The following is a 14,461-nucleotide window of genomic DNA, read 5'->3' on the forward strand; positions in this document are numbered from 1 at the left end:
GATGCCGGATGCAAGGGCGCGACGCATCTCTCGCTGGAGCGTCTCGACCGGGGGCCTGGGGCCGGTGCGTCACGGGAGGAGCCCTGTGCGTTCCAGGGGGACGCCACGATGAACGAGTGCTGGAGGCCGCAGCGCCGGAGCGCAGCCATGGCCCGCGGCATCGCCTGGCTCGCGACGCTGGGCGCCCCGCTCGTGGGCGCGCTGTACCTCCTGGGCTGGGCCTGGGACGTGGAGATGCTGAGGCCCGGCGTGGCTGGCATCCCCATGACGCCGGTGACGGGCATCGCCATGATTTTCGGCGGCGCCGCACTGGGCCTGCGGCTGCGCGCCCGCCCGTTCCGCCATCAGGAATCCACGGCCACCGCCTGCGCGCTGGTGATGGTGGTCATCGGCGCGGTGAGTCTCCTGCGCGACATCACGGGCTGGGACGTGGGGATGGAGCACATCATGCTGCGCCTGCTCGATGGACACGCCTCGGTGCTCCCTCTCCCCTCTCCCCTCTCCGCCACCTGCTTGACGCTGCTGGGCGCGGCCCTGGCCCTCCCGGAGCGGAGCCACTCCGTCCGGTTGCGCGACACGCTGGTCGTGTTGTCACTGGTGACCTCGACGCTGGGCCTCAACGGCCTGTTGATGGGCCCCTTGTTGACGGTGGGCACCCTGCCCTTCCTCGCCGAGCGCAGCATGGGCCTGCCCACCGCGCTGACACTGATGTTGCTGGCAGTGGGCACGCTCTGCGCATGGCCGGGGCTGGGACTGATGGGCCGCATCACCCGCGATTCGCTCGGCGGCTTCCTCGCGCGCCGGCTGGTGCCGGTGACGCTGCTCGGCCCCTCGGTGCTGGGCATGGTGTTGATGCTCCTGCACGAGGTGCGCGCCATCAACCTGGAGGCGAAGCTCCCCATCTTCGCCACCTTCGTGAGCGCGGGCGGCGCGGCGCTCGTGCTCCTGTCCGCGCGGGCGCTGGACCACATTGAAGCCCACCGCCAACAGGCCACCGCGGCGCTGGAGGCCTCCGAAGCACGCTACCGGGGCCTGCTGGAGACCACCCCCGCGCCGCTGCTGACGGTGGACGCGCAAGGCCTGCTGCGCTTCGTCAACACGGAGGCGGAGCGGGTGTTCGGCTACCCGCGCGAGGAACTGCTGGGACGCGAGGTGGAGGTGCTGGTCCCCGAAGGGCTCTTTGGTGGCCGGAGCCTGGACACCGGCTTGGGCGAGCGCGCCATCCAAGGCCGCCGCAAGGACGGCAGCCCGCTGTCGCTGGAGGTGCGACTGAGCCCGGTATCAGGCCCGGAAGGTCCCAGCGTGCTCGCCGTCGTCCGCGACGTGTCGGAGCGAGAGCGGTACCTCTCCAAGGTCCAGCGCGCCCGTGAGGAAGCAGAGATGCAGCGCAGCCAGGTGCAGGCCCTGCTGGACCACACGCCCGTGGGAATCGTCTTCGCGGAGGCGGACGGCGGCGGGCTGGTGGCCAATCCCGTCGCGGAGCAACTGCTCGGGCGCCCGCTGAAGGGCGTGTCGCTGGCGATGACGGGGATCAACCCCGTCGTGCTCACCACCGACGGCAAGCCGGCCCGCCGGGAGGACGTGCCCATCGTCCGCGCGCTGCTCACGGGCCAGCTCGCGGGGCCCGAGGAGTTCCTCATCCTCCACCCCGATGGGAGCCGGCTGCCGGTGTTGATGACCGCGGCCCCCGTCTTCGGTCCCAGCGGGAAGGTGCGCGGCGTGGTCTCCACGGCGCAGGACGTGACGACGCGCCACGAACTGGACCGGCTCCGCGAGGAATACGTCAGCCTCATCTCCCACGACCTGCGCAATCCGCTCCACACCATCAGCCTGCGCGTGGGACTGCTGCGGCGCGCCCTGCGCGAGCAGAACCTGGAGCGGGAGGAATCCATGACGGAGGCCATCCAGCGCAGCGTGGCCTGGATGAACACCATGATTGAGGACCTGCTGGAAGGCTCGCGGCTGGAGTCCCAGCGGGAGACGCTGCGCCGCGAGCCCCGAGACCTGGCGCGCTTCCTGGAAGAGGTGATGGAGCGGGACGTGGCCCCCGACGTGCGCGAGCGCTTCCACCTGGAGGTCCCAGGCGCGCTGCCCCCCATCTGGATGGACGCGGCGAGGCTGGAGCGGGTGATGGCCAACCTGCTGAGCAACGCCGCCAAGTACAGCCCCGGTGGGCAGCCCATCACCGTGCGAGCCCAGCTCCAGCCGGAACAGGTGGTGGTGTCGGTGAAGGACCTGGGCCCCGGGCTGAGCCCGGAAGACGCCGCGCGCGTCTTCGACAAGTACTTCCGCACGCAGAAGAGCGGCGCGTCGGACGCGAAGGGGCTGGGGCTGGGGCTGTACATCAGCCGCCTCATCATCGAAGCGCACGGCGGGCGCATCTGGGTGGAGAGCGAGCCCGGCCAGGGCTCCACCTTCAGCTTCAGCCTGCCCGTGGCCCCGCCCGGCGCGAACCCGCTCCCGCCCCAGGTCCCGGATGACCAGGCCCCGGCGGCGGGAGACGGCTCGGCCGTCAGCGCGTAGGGGCCCAGCGCGGCAGCCAGTCCGGCCCCTTGGCGGTCGTCAGACGCGTCTGCCCGCTGCCATCCGCGCGCATGACGTACACGTCCGTGTCGCCCTGGCGCTCGGACACGAAGGCCAGGTACTTCCCGTCCGGACTCCACGCGGGCATGTCGTCCCGGTGCTTGCCGTCCGTCAGGGCCACCGGCGCGCCGCCCGCCACCGCCACCATCCAGATGCGGGCGTTCCCATCCGGCAGACGGCTCACGTAGACCAGTCGTTGCCCATCCGGACTCCAGGCGGCCTCACGCTCGTCGCCCTCGAAGGACTCGCCCGACACGGCGCGCAGGTCCGAACCGTCCGGACGGAGGAAGTACAGCCGGTCCTTGCGCTCGCGATCGCTGACGATGACGAGCCACTTGCCGTCCGGGCTCCACTTCGGCGTGCGGTCCTCATGGTGGAAGAAGGTGAGGCGGCGCTCACCACTGCCGTCCGCGTTCGCCACGTAGACTTCGGGGTCGCCCTCGCGGCTGCATACGAAGGCCACCTCCTTCCCATCCGGAGACACCGCCGGCTCGAAGCAGCCTTGTGGCACCTGCGTGAGGCGCACCTCCGGCCCCCCCTCACGGGGCTCCAGGCGCACCACGTCACTGAAGCCCTCCGCGTCGGACTCGGCCACCAACCAGGTGCCATCCGGCGCCCAGCTCGCGTTGCGCGCACGCGCCCGGGGCGGGTGCAGCGGTACCGCCGGGCTCTTGCCATCCAGCGGCAGGACCCGCATCTGCTGGCGGTGCAGCCCGCCCTCCTCCGTCGCGGTGATGACGAGCAGCGACTTGCCGTCCGGCGACAGGGGACCGGGGTACTCGTCCTCCTCGCCGCGCGTCAGCTGCGTCTCCACACCGTCCGGACTCACCTTCCAGACATCCTTCTGCCCTGCCCGCTCCGACAAGAAGATGACCGCGCCTGGAATGGAGCGAGCCTCCTCCTTGGACAGCGGCCCGGAGCCGGACGTCCCGCCACACCGGCCGGAACATCCGACACCGAGCACGGCGAGCGCGGTCAGACACCGCGCCCGCCACGGCCAGGAACGTTGAAGCCGTTCAAGGCCCCGCATCACCACCTCACTGAATCCGGAGGGCGTCCGCCATGACGACGTAGCCTTCGGTGGCCCAGCGGCTCAGCTGCACCTTGTTCCAGCCGGCGTTGAAGTTGTAGGTGCCCAGCGTCACCCACTTGCTGCCGTTGGTCTGCTGGTTCACCGTCACCGTGCTGTTGCCGCCCGCGTGCGTAATCATGAAGGGCGCCGCGGGAGAGCGGTTGGTGCCCTGCACCCACCAGGCCTGGATGGTCCGGCTGCCCGCCGCAGGCATGTGGAAGTGGAACACCGCCGGCTCGGAGACGGGCTGCGTGGAGGCGTAGTAGTAGTCGTTGCCGTAGTAGCCCGCGCTGGTGCCACGCGCCCAGGTGGACGGCACCGCGATGTAGCCCTTGCTGGAGTCGTTGTTGGCGTTGTTGCTGTCCACGACGATGACCGGGTTCGTTCCACCGCCGCCGTCACCACACTCGCTGCGAATCTTGCTGATGTACGTGGACCACGGCCAGTTGGGGCCCGGGTCCGTGCGGGTCTCCGGCTGCAGCCGGCCGTGCGCCACGATGTGGTAGCTGTCGCGCGGGATGCCCTGGTCCCGGGTGATGTTGCACGTCAGCTTGGCGGAGGTGGTGATCATCCCCGTGGAGAACGAGGCCGAGCTGGCGTAGCCACCGTGCTCGATGCCGATGGAGAAGTCGTTCGTCGACCGGCCGTTGAGGTTCGACTTGACGCCGCCGTTGAGGCTGCTGCGGTAGGCAGCGGCCACGTGCCAAGCGCGGCTCGACTCACGCACGAGCTGCGACACCTCGGTGCCGCTCTCGTTGACCACGTAGTGCGCGCTCACTCCCGCGGCGGAGTTGGTCAGCCAGCTCCAGCAACCCGAGTAGCCACCCTCACAGGTGTGGATGACGACCATTTGCTGACCGATGCCAGCGGGCCGCGCGTTGTAGTTGGGCGACGGGCGCCAGATGGAGGCCGCGTAGTCCGGGCCGGCCGCAAGGGCCTGCATCTTCGGCAGGGCGAACTTCGGCTCGACCTGGGTGGCCTCCAGCGACACAGCCACCTTGCCCGCCGGCGTGAAGGCGCCCGCGCCCTCGCGCAGCACCGAGTACACGTCGTTGTGGATGTAGTGCGCCTGGATGTCCGGGTCGGAGATGTCCGTCAGGCGCACGGCCACCGGGGCCCACGCGCCCAGGTCCGCGCGGTCGATGCCCGCCTCATCGGCGTACTTCGACAGCAGCGCAGCGCCGGCGCGCAGGTTGGCCAGCGGCTCGTCACGCACCGCGTCCGCGGACACACCCGCCAGGGCGGCGCCGTCGGTGATGAGCTGACCGCGCAGGGCCAGCAGACCAAAGGCCGCCGGGCGGCCCTCGAACTCCTCCTCGCCGCGGACGTGCTCCCAGCGCGTCTCCGCGTAGGAGATGGCCTTGAGCAGGCTCACCGGAACGTTGAACTCACCAGCGGCCTTCGTGAACTGCGCGTCCAGTTCGTTGGGCGTGCGGCGAGCCGCGTCGGCCACCGCGCGGGCGGCGTCGTCCACCGCGCCTGCGGGAACCTGCGACTCAGGTGCTGTTTCTTCCGGAGACGTTTCGGGCTGGGGGCCACAGGCCGCCAGGGCCATGGCCGCGGCCGTCACCGCGAACGTCTTGCGCAACACGTGCATGGAAACTCCTTGAAGGGGGGTCAGCAGCTCCACGGTCGCCCCCGTCCCACGGGAGCGGCGCAGGGGGCCACTCCTGAGCACCATGCATGCCAGCCGCGCATTCCCAGGGAGCACCTCTTTTTCCCGACCCCAGGTGGAGCATGGATGCTCCACCTTCCCGTCAAGAAATCTGCCCTCGAACCCGGGCCCCCGACGGTGCAACCACCCGGAATCAGGAATGACGCACATGTAAGCCCTGACAATCCAGGCGTCGGATTGGCCAACCGATGTCGCACTGACGTGTTTCGAGACAGCCCGACGTAAAGTTTATTTACTACCTTTCCAGTTCTCCCCACCTTTTGGCGTGACACCGGATGCAGGGGATAGGACGAGGGGGCCGACAGGGGCGAGGGCTTCCGCTATGAGGGGGCCATGCGGCTCTTCGGAATCGGCGACACCCACCTGCCCTCCACGCGACAGAAGGACATGCACCGCTTCGGGTGGTCCGAGCACCCCCTGCCGCTGCAGCGCGCGTGGGATGAGCGGGTGGCTCCGGAGGACGTGGTCATCGTGGCGGGGGACATCTCCTGGGCCACGCGGGCCCACGAGGTGATGGACGACCTGGCGTGGCTGGACGCGCGCCCGGGGCGCAAGGTGCTGGTGCGCGGCAACCACGACTACTGGTGGGGTGACTCCGCCTCCAAGCTGCGCAAGCTGCTGGAGCCCTTCCGAACCCTGGAGGGCTTCCTCCACAACAACGCCGTCGTCATGGGCCCGTGGGTGATTGCGGGCAGCCGGCTGTGGACCGCGCCGGAGGCGCCGCCCATGCCCGGTGGGGAGATGGGGGACGAGGCGGCGGACACCGGCTATGTGGAGCGGGAGACGCGCCGGCTGACGGCCTCCATGGAGGACGCGAAGAAGAAGGAGGCAGCCAGCCCCACGCCGCTGGTGCGCGTGGTGGCCGTGCACTTCCCGCCGGTGTACGCGAACGAGAAGTCCACCGCCTTCAGCGAGCCCATCGAAGCCTTCGGACCGAAGGTGTGCGTCTATGGCCACTTGCACGCGGCGGGCATTGCCGCGGGCTTCACGGGTGAGCGCGGCGGCGTACGCTACGTGCTGGCCTCGTGTGACGCGGCGGGCTTCGCCCCGGTGCTGCTCGACGAGGTGTGAGGAGGCGCACCATGCCGTCCAACAAGGCGGAGCTCGAGGCCCGGCTCGCGGCCGTGCACCCCGGTGATTCGGTGCGCGGGCTGTTCTTCAAGTCGGTGCTCAGCCTCGTCCAGCAGCAGGCGGGCCTGGCGGCACTGGAGACAGTGCGCCAGGGGGCGCTGGGCGCGGCGTACACCGACCTGCTCACGTACCCGGCGCGGGACTTCCTGACGCTCCTCTACCGCGCGGCGGACGCGCTGGAGCCGCTGCTGGGGCCCGAGGACGCCGTCTTCCACGCCTGCGGAGAGAAGGACGTGACGCGCTTCTCCACCGGGCCAGGCATGCTCATCTTCGGAATCATCTCCCGCGGGGACCCGCAGAAGCTCTTCGCGGGCGCGCAGATGGGCTACGGCGCGGCCGTCAGCTACGGCAGCCGCGACTACGTGCCCACCGGCCCCACCTCCGGCACGCTGCACATGCGCCGGGACATGCTGCCGCCCGCCTACCACGAGGGCATCCTCACCGGCGCGCTGAAGGTGCTGGGCCTGCAAGGCACCGCGCGCGCGACGCCGCGAGGCATCGACAGCGCGGACTACGACATCCAGTGGGCTTGAGGCGCGACGCTCAGTCCACGCGGATATAGGTGACGTCCAGTTCGGCGACGACGCGCTCGCCCACCGACGCCTGGCAGGTGAAGGTGTGCGCGTCACCGTCGTGCGCGCTGCGAACGGCGCCGAACGTCACCGTCTGGCCCGCGTAGGCCAGGGTGTCCGCCTTCAGGCGCACGTCCTTCGCCATGCAGCGGGCCCACGGCGCGCCTTCCAGCCGGCGAAGCAGCGTGGTGGCCACGCGCGTCATCCCACTGGCCACCACGGCCACCGGCATCACCGGGTGCAACGCGAAGTGCCCCTTGCACATCTCCGCCGTCACCGGCCCCAGCGTGGCCGACAGGCTCTCACCATCCGGCCGCCAGTCGCGCAGCGCCAGCGGCTTGCTGTAGGGGTTCTGCCGCAGCTTGGCCCACTCCTCGGGGGTGCGCTGCATGCCGTCGTCGCGGCGCGGCTCGCGGCGCATGTCCACCCGGGCCTCGCCGAACAGGCGCGTGAAGGCGGCGGCGGACAGCACGTTGTAGTCCACCTCCAGGCGGAAGAACGGCGTGCCGTCCGGCAGCGACAGCAGCGTGTGCGCGGTGGCCGAGCGGCGGCCGGTGAACTCCGCCTTCGCCAGCCCCCACAGCAGGTCCGTGGCGCGGGCCATGGGCTCCGGGCGCAGCCACTGCCCGCGCGCGCCGCACGCCAGGTAGAAGTGCTGGCCGTCCTTGGGCGACATCAGCGCGGACGCGCACGAGCCCAGAATCGCCAGGTGCCGCCCCGCCTCACCCAGGCCAATGGGGCCCGCTTCCGCGTCCGGGTCCTGCTGCACTGGGATGCGCGCCACCACCTCGCCCTCCCCCATCACCGTCACGTCCTTGAGGGCGTAGTAGGGGTCCCGCACGCAGATGCGCGGGTAGAGGTCCGCATGCGTCAGCAGCGTGTGCGGCGCCAGCCCCGACAGCGTCTCCAGCGTCTGCTCCGACGAAGCCCAGGCAGAAACAGGGGCAACAGCGGAATTCGCGGACGAGGGCGCAATGTCGAGGAGCATGGACTGACCTGATTTCGGACGAGGGGTGCCGGGGGACACCAGTTTTCGAGATGCCGAGCTTCGTTCCGCCGACAGAAGACAAATTCCGGCGGACGAAAATGATTATCGGCATACGGTCCGATTTGTTGCTTCCTGTCGTAATTTTCCGTCCGAGGGGTAAAATTGGACGCAAATGTGGCAGGGAGGCGCAGCCCAGGGCACAGAATCGCCATTCAACGCAAAGAGTCAAGGGCAGATATGGGGTGAAGCACACCCGCCCTGGCTCAGGCGTTCACGGAGCTACAACTCCACCTGCGCGCCCAGCTCCACCACCCGGTTGGGCGGGATGCGGAAGTACGCGGTGGCGCTGCGCGCGTTGCGGCTCATCCAGGCGAACAGCGCCTCGCGCCACACGGCCATGCCCGGGCGCTTGGTGGGAATCAGCGTCTCCCGTCCCAGGAAGAAGCTGGTGCCCATCAGTTGGAACTGGAGCCCCTTCTCGCGGCAGCGCTTCAGCACGTCGGGGATGCCCGGGTTCTCCATGAAGCCGTAGCGCGCCACCACGCGCACGAAGCCCTGCTCCAGCGGCTCCACCTCCACGCGCTCGCTGTGCGGCACGTGCGGCAGCTCCTCGGAGAGGATGGTCAGCAGCACCACCTGCTCGTGCAACACCTTGTTGTGCTTGAGGTTGTGCAGCAGCGCGGGCGGGGTGCCTTCCGCGTTGCCCGTCATGAAGATGGCCGTGCCCGGCACCCGCACCGGAGGGTGGTCGCCGAAGCTGCCCAGCAGCACCTTCAGGGGGATGCTGGACGCGCGCAGCTTGGCCGCCAGGATGTCGCGCCCCCGCTTCCACGTCGTCATCAGCGTGAAGACGACGACAGCCATCAGCAGCGGGAACCAGCCGCCGTCCGCCACCTTCACCGCGTTGGCGCCAAAGAAGGCCAGCTCCACGGACAGGAACAGACCCACCACGGGAATGGCCACCCACCGCCGCACGCCCCACAGCTCCCGGGCCACCACGTAGGCCATCAGGGTGGTGATGACCATGGCCGTGGACACCGCGATGCCGTACGCCGACGCCAGCGCGCTGGAGGAGCGGAAGCCCAGCACCAGCGCCACCACGCCCACCAGCAGCGCCCAGTTCAGACCGGGCAGGTAGATTTGCCCCATCTCCTCCGCCGAGGTGTGCACCACCTCCATGCGCGGGCTGTAGCCCAGCTGCATCGCCTGGCGCGTCAGGGAGAACACCCCCGCGATGAGCGCCTGCGAGGCGATGACGCCCGCCACCGTGGCCAGCGCCACCAGCGGGTACAGCAGCCAGGACGGCGCCAGCAGGAAGAAGGGATTGCGCGCGGCGCTCGCGTCGCGCAGCAGCAGCGCCCCCTGCCCCAGGTAGTTGAGCATCAGCGCCGGCAGCACCATGGAGAACCACGCCAGTTGGATGGGCTTGCGGCCGAAGTGGCCCATGTCCGCGTAGAGGGCCTCACAGCCCGTCACCACCAGGAACACGCCGCCCAGCACCAGGAAGCCATGCAGGTGGTTGTGGCGGAACAGCTCCACCGCGTGCCAGGGCGACAGCGCCCCCAGCACCGCCGGGTTGTGCACCAGCTCCTTCACGCCGAGCCCGGCGAGTGTGAGGAACCAGATGCACATGACGGGACCGAACACGGCGCCGATGTCCGCGGTGCCGTGCCGCTGCACCAGGAAGAGCGCCACCAGGATGACCAGGGCGATGGGGATGACGTAGGGGTCGAAGACGGCCGTGGCCACATGCAGGCCTTCCACCGCACTGAGCACGGTGATGGCCGGCGTGATGATGCCGTCTCCATAAAGGAGCGCCGCGCCGAAAATGCCCAGCGTAATCAACATCGGACGCGACCGGTGGGACGGCTGCGCGCGCTGCCGCTGCATCACCAGCGCCATCATCGCCAGGATGCCGCCTTCGCCCCGGTTGTCCGCCTTCATCACCAGCAGCAGGTACTTCACCGACACGACGATGATGAGCGACCAGAAGATGAGCGACAGCACCCCCAGCACGTTCGCGGGCGTCGGCGGAATCCCATGCGCCCCCGTGAAGCACTCCCGCAACGCGTACAGCGGGCTCGTGCCGATATCGCCGTAGACGATGCCCAAGGCCCCGAGGGCCAGCAGCGCCGAGCGCTTGAAGGTGTCCGGGCCCTTTTTGACGTCTTCGCCGCCCGGCACTCCGGTGGTGGTCGCTTTCACGAAGCCGCGCTTTAGCTGAACCCGGGCCTGGAGCAACCGCCACCGTATCGCGCACAGAGTATTCCCTTGTGCGCCTGACGCCTCCCCGCCTCGGCGTCACAGGGCCCTAGGGCGGGGAGTGCGTCCGGAACGAACACTCCCAGGCCAGGGATGTTCGACATTCGCGACGGCATGGCCGCCCTGCCCGGAGGGACGCTCCTCGCCCCGTTACAGCCATGCTCCCATGCAACACGATGGGTGGGGGGACTCGATGACGATGTTGGCGGCACTTGGTCAGGCAGAAGCCCGGCGGTCCGGAGCACGAGGTCCAGCGATGCTGGAAGCCATCCTCCAGGTCTCCCCCCTGGCCATCCACCTGATGGACGTGGATGGCACGGTGCGGCTGTGGAACCCCGCCGCCGAGCGGCTCTTCGGCTGGAGCCGGGAGGACGTGCTTGGCCACCGCGCCCCCTGGGCCACCGACGCCCGCTGGGAGAAGTTCCGCCGCCATCAGGAGCAGGCCACGCAGGGCATGGAGCCGCCCTGTCTGGAGCTGGAGCTCCACCGGCGAGATGGCACGCCCCTCCATGTGGAGCTGTGGGCGGCGCCCATGCCACCGGCCACCACCGGTCCCGCCCAGTGCCTGGGCATGCTGGTGGACGTCACCGAGCGGCGCCGGGGCGAGGCCCACCGACGGCTCCTGTCAGAGGCCAGTGAAGTCCTCGGCTCCAGCCTGGAGCAGGACGCGACGCTGGAGCACCTGGTGCGGCTCGCCGTGCCTGCCTGCGCGGATTCCTGCCGCGTGTTCCTCGAAGATGCCCCGGGCGAGGTGCGATGCGTGGCGTCCGCGGGCCTGGATGCACGGGAGCCCCTGAATGCGGGTACGCCTCTCGTCCCGGACGAAGCGGCGGTGTCGCGAATCATCGCGTCCGGAGAGCCGGCGCTGCACGACGCGGAGCCGCCGTCCTGGCTGGGCGTGCCGCTGGCGTGGCCGGGGCGGAAGGGCGCCGCGCTTGTCTTCTCGCGCACCGGACGGACCTTCGACGCGCGGGACGTGGCACTGGCGCGGGAGTTGGCGCGCCGGGCGTCACTCGCCCTGGACCACGTGCGCCAGTACCACGAGGCGTGCCAGGCCATCCGCGCGCGCGAGGAGCTCTTGGCCATCGCCAGCCATGAGCTGAAGTCCCCCCTCAGCGCGCTCCAGCTCCAGGTGCAGAACCTGCGCACCGCGCTGGAGCGCTCACCGGACGCCGTCCCCCGGGAGCGGCTGCACCGGGGGCTGGACCTGATGGGCCGGCAGGCGAAGCGTCAGGCGAAGCTCATCGACGCGCTGCTGGACGTGTCGCGCATCCACGCCGGACGGCTGGAGCTGAACCCGGAGCCGGTGGACCTGGGCGCCCTGGTCCGCGAAGTGGCGGAGCGCCTCGAGCCGGAGCTGGCGGGCGCGGGCACGCGCCTGACGTTGACACTGCCGTTGGAGGCCCACGGCTACTGGGACCGGCTGCGACTGGACCAGGTGCTCACCAACCTGGTGTCCAACGCCATGAAGTACGGGCGGGGCAACCCCGTCCAGGTGACGCTGTCCAGCACCCAGGCCCACGTGCGCCTGGACGTGCGCGACGCGGGCATCGGCATCGCGCCGGAGCACCTGCACCGCCTCTTCCACCGCTTCGAGCGCGCCGTGTCCGGCCGGGACTACAGCGGCGTCGGCCTGGGGCTGTGGATTGTCCGCGAGGTGGTGGAGGCCATGGGCGGCCACGTCACCGTGAGCAGCGAGCTGGGCGTGGGCTCCACCTTCACCGTCGTGCTGCCGCGGGCGCGCGGGTGAGGACGCCGGGGCTCACCCGCGCGGGCGCGCCCCTCACAGCGCGAGGAACAGGATGGCGGCCTTCTCCTCGGGGCTCGCCGCGAGGAACTCGTCCGGCAGCCAGATTTCCGAGTCGGGCGTCATGGCCCGGTCGCAGCTGCGCCGGCCCGTGTAGAAGCGGTTCGTGTTCGCCGCCTTCAGCCGGTAGGTGCAGTCGCGGACGTAGATGGTGAGCTCGCTGGGGCTCAGCTTCAGGTTGACGGGGCGTCCGCCAAATCCGCCCTTGGCCACGATGGCGTCCCCCTCCTTCGTCACCGTCAGGTTCACCGGCGCGCCGCCGACGGCGCCCTCCACCGCCCCGTCCTTCAGCGTCAGGGCGAAGTTGCCCTTCAGCCCGCGGCCCTTCAGCATCCCGGGCGAGCGAGCCACCTGGAAGTCCGCCCCCGACACCGCCTCTGGCGTCATCTCCAGGTTGAACGACTGGTAGGCAATCTTCATGTTGATGGCGTCCTGCTTTCGTTCGGCCATCGCCACGCTCGCCCCCAGCACCACCCCCAACACCAGCACGCTCCGGCGGAGCGGCATCAGCATGCGCTTCATGTGGAGACCTCCTCGTACGGTTTCATCCCCGGCTGAGTAACGACAGTGTGGACACCGGATACCGGCCCGTCATGCACCTTGGGGTAACCCCCGGGAATTGCTTTCGGTGCGGTGGGCATCCCGCCAGGGAGGGGCCGCCAGGAGTCCACCGTCCACGCCGTGGGCGCGCGCCGTGAACGGCGTTGACACCCAGCCCCATCCCGCGCGCGCAACCCCGCGGAAACAGGCCCGTCCTCCGGTGGCAGGCCCCTTGCGATGGCGCCCTTCCAAAAGGAGCGGGCCATGGCGGAGACGGGCAACACGCGGTGGGGAACGGCGAGGCTGGACGGAGGCAAGGTGCTGCGCTGGAGCCTCCTGCACGTGGGAGCGCTGGTCGGGGGCACCTGTTTCTTCTCGTGGAGCGCGGTGGCGGTGTTCGCCGGGATGACCGCGGTGACGATGTGCCTGGGCGTGTCGGTGGGCCTGCATCGGGGACTCATCCACCGGGCCTTTCGTGCCTCGGCGCCCGTGGAGCGCGCGTTGGCGCTGCTCGGCACCCTGGCCGGCCTGGGCGGCCCCATCGCGATGAGCCGCATGCATGACCTGCGCGACTTCCACCAGAACCAGCCGGAAGCGGACTGTCCCCCCTACTTCGGCTACCGCGAGGGCTTCACGCGCGCCATGGCCTACGCCCTCTTCCACACCTGGCACCCGCGAAGCGGCGCCGCGGACGTGCCAGCGGCGCCCCATGTCACGCAGGACGTGTTCTTCCGCGGGCTGGAGCGCGCGGGCCTGTGGCTCCAGGTGCCGCTCGCCCTGGCGTTGTACGCACTGGGCGGGGCGCCCTGGGTGGCCTGGGGCATCCTGGTGCGGCTGGCGCTCACCCAGGACGGCTTCTGGTGCGTCCATTACGTGAGCCACGTGGAGGGCGAGCAGCCCTACGAACTGCCGGGCTGCGCCGAACAGGGACGCAACGCCGGCTGGCTGGCGCTGCTGAGCATGGGCGAGTCGTGGCACAACACCCACCACGTCTACCCAGCCTCGGCGCAGATGGGGCTCGGGTGGCGGCAGCCGGACCCAGGCTGGTGGGCCGTGCGCGGACTGGCCGCGCTGCGGCTGGTGCATGATGTGAAGTCGCTGGCCCACCTGCCGCCGCGTCCGGGCGCACGCACGCGCCGCCCGGAGCCTCATCGAACCCGGCGCCTCTGCGTGCTCGCCCTACGCCGGGCCTGACGCTCCGATGTGGGCGTGCTTCACTCCTCGACGTTGCGCAGGAAGTCCGCCACGTGGGCGAAGCGCGCATCGAGGAAGCGGCGCAGGCCCCCGGAGATGCCCCGCGCATCCATGGCCCGTTGCATGGAGCGCACCCACGCATCACGCATGGCGACGCCGATGGACAGGTGGCCATGACGCATGCGCAGTCGGGGGTGGCCGTGACGCTCCGTGTAGTCCTGCGGCCCGCCCAACCATCCCGCGAGGAACAAGCCGAACCGCTCGCGTGTGCCGCGGTTCACCCGGCCCTCGGCGTCCAGTTCGTGCAGGCGCGCCAGCTCCGGCTCGTGGGCGTCCATGGCGTCGTAGAAAGCCTCGGCCAGGGCCATGGCCGCGTCGGTGCCGCCCAGCCGGTGGTACGGCAGGTCATCCGGGCTCGGCACCCAGTCGTCTTCAGTCGGCATCTTCAGTTGTACGGACATGCTTTCTTTCTACCGCTGGAGACGCCCGGGTTCATGGAGACTCGTCATTCCCCTCGAAACGCCCGGCTGATCTCCGGCGGACAGAGCGGCAGGCGGTCCAGGGGCCGCTCGCCCTGGCAGATTTGACCTGGGAGAGAGGCGGTTGCTAGAGCCACGGCCACCCGTGCCCATCCCCC

The 14,461-nt window shown here is 70.1% G+C and carries 11 protein-coding genes; 5 read left to right on the forward strand and 6 right to left on the reverse strand.

Annotation, left to right across the window (positions count from 1 at the left end):
• Positions 1-147: 147 nt before the first annotated feature.
• Entirely contained in the window at positions 148-2,523 is a 2,376-nt protein-coding gene (locus FMQ63_RS23120; protein ID WP_225909697.1) for an ATP-binding protein, read from the forward strand.
• On the opposite strand, the gene FMQ63_RS23125 is transcribed toward FMQ63_RS23120, so the two are convergent.
• Positions 2,513-3,613, reverse strand: a complete 1,101-nt coding sequence (locus tag FMQ63_RS23125) for a PD40 domain-containing protein (RefSeq protein ID WP_011550484.1) — start codon at positions 3,611-3,613, stop codon at positions 2,513-2,515. The two genes, FMQ63_RS23120 and FMQ63_RS23125, sit on opposite strands and share 11 nt — an antisense overlap.
• A 7-nt stretch (positions 3,614-3,620) precedes the next feature.
• Positions 3,621-5,480, reverse strand: coding sequence for an N-acetylmuramoyl-L-alanine amidase (locus FMQ63_RS23130; protein WP_011550483.1), 1,860 nt, complete (start codon positions 5,478-5,480; stop codon positions 3,621-3,623).
• 183 nt (positions 5,481-5,663) lie between these two features.
• Here FMQ63_RS23130 and FMQ63_RS23135 point away from each other — a divergent pair, with 183 nt between their 5' ends.
• A complete protein-coding gene (locus FMQ63_RS23135; protein ID WP_011550482.1) occupies positions 5,664-6,401 on the forward strand; it encodes a metallophosphoesterase in 738 nt (245 codons plus the stop codon).
• Positions 6,402-6,412: 11 nt separating this feature from the next.
• Positions 6,413-6,994 carry a DUF2378 family protein gene (locus FMQ63_RS23140; protein WP_026114063.1) on the forward strand — a complete coding sequence of 194 codons (582 nt, stop codon included), beginning with the start codon at positions 6,413-6,415 and terminating at the stop codon, positions 6,992-6,994.
• A gap of 10 nt (positions 6,995-7,004) precedes the next feature.
• Here the strand turns inward: FMQ63_RS23140 and FMQ63_RS23145 are convergent, their stop codons facing one another.
• Together FMQ63_RS23145 and FMQ63_RS23150 are read right to left on the reverse strand one after the other, a co-directional pair.
• The gene (locus tag FMQ63_RS23145; protein ID WP_216608667.1) at positions 7,005-8,021 is read right to left on the reverse strand and encodes a hypothetical protein; all 1,017 of its coding nucleotides are present in this window, start codon (positions 8,019-8,021) and stop codon (positions 7,005-7,007) included.
• A 279-nt stretch (positions 8,022-8,300) separates the two neighbouring features.
• A complete protein-coding gene (locus FMQ63_RS23150) occupies positions 8,301-10,262 on the reverse strand; it encodes a potassium transporter Kup (RefSeq protein ID WP_011550479.1) in 1,962 nt (653 codons plus the stop codon).
• A 277-nt stretch (positions 10,263-10,539) separates the two neighbouring features.
• Between FMQ63_RS23150 and FMQ63_RS23155 the strand changes: the two genes are divergently transcribed.
• Positions 10,540-12,033: an ATP-binding protein gene (locus FMQ63_RS23155; RefSeq protein WP_020479067.1), complete on the forward strand. Its 1,494-nt coding sequence runs from the start codon at positions 10,540-10,542 to the stop codon at positions 12,031-12,033.
• 33 nt (positions 12,034-12,066) lie between these two features.
• Here FMQ63_RS23155 and FMQ63_RS23160 read toward each other — a convergent pair whose 3' ends face one another.
• On the reverse strand, positions 12,067-12,612 hold the full coding sequence (locus FMQ63_RS23160; protein ID WP_011550477.1) for a hypothetical protein: 546 nt from the start codon (positions 12,610-12,612) through the stop codon (positions 12,067-12,069).
• Positions 12,613-12,894: 282 nt separating this feature from the next.
• Between FMQ63_RS23160 and FMQ63_RS23165 the strand changes: the two genes are divergently transcribed.
• The gene (locus FMQ63_RS23165; RefSeq protein WP_011550476.1) at positions 12,895-13,824 is read left to right on the forward strand and encodes an acyl-CoA desaturase; all 930 of its coding nucleotides are present in this window, start codon (positions 12,895-12,897) and stop codon (positions 13,822-13,824) included.
• 20 nt (positions 13,825-13,844) lie between these two features.
• On the opposite strand, the gene FMQ63_RS23170 is transcribed toward FMQ63_RS23165, so the two are convergent.
• Positions 13,845-14,285, reverse strand: a complete 441-nt coding sequence (locus FMQ63_RS23170) for a group II truncated hemoglobin (RefSeq protein WP_020479065.1) — start codon at positions 14,283-14,285, stop codon at positions 13,845-13,847.
• Positions 14,286-14,461 lie beyond the last annotated feature (176 nt).

The organism is Myxococcus sp. CA005 (assembly GCF_006518205.1).
In the GTDB taxonomy this organism is placed as follows: domain Bacteria; phylum Myxococcota; class Myxococcia; order Myxococcales; family Myxococcaceae; genus Myxococcus; species Myxococcus xanthus.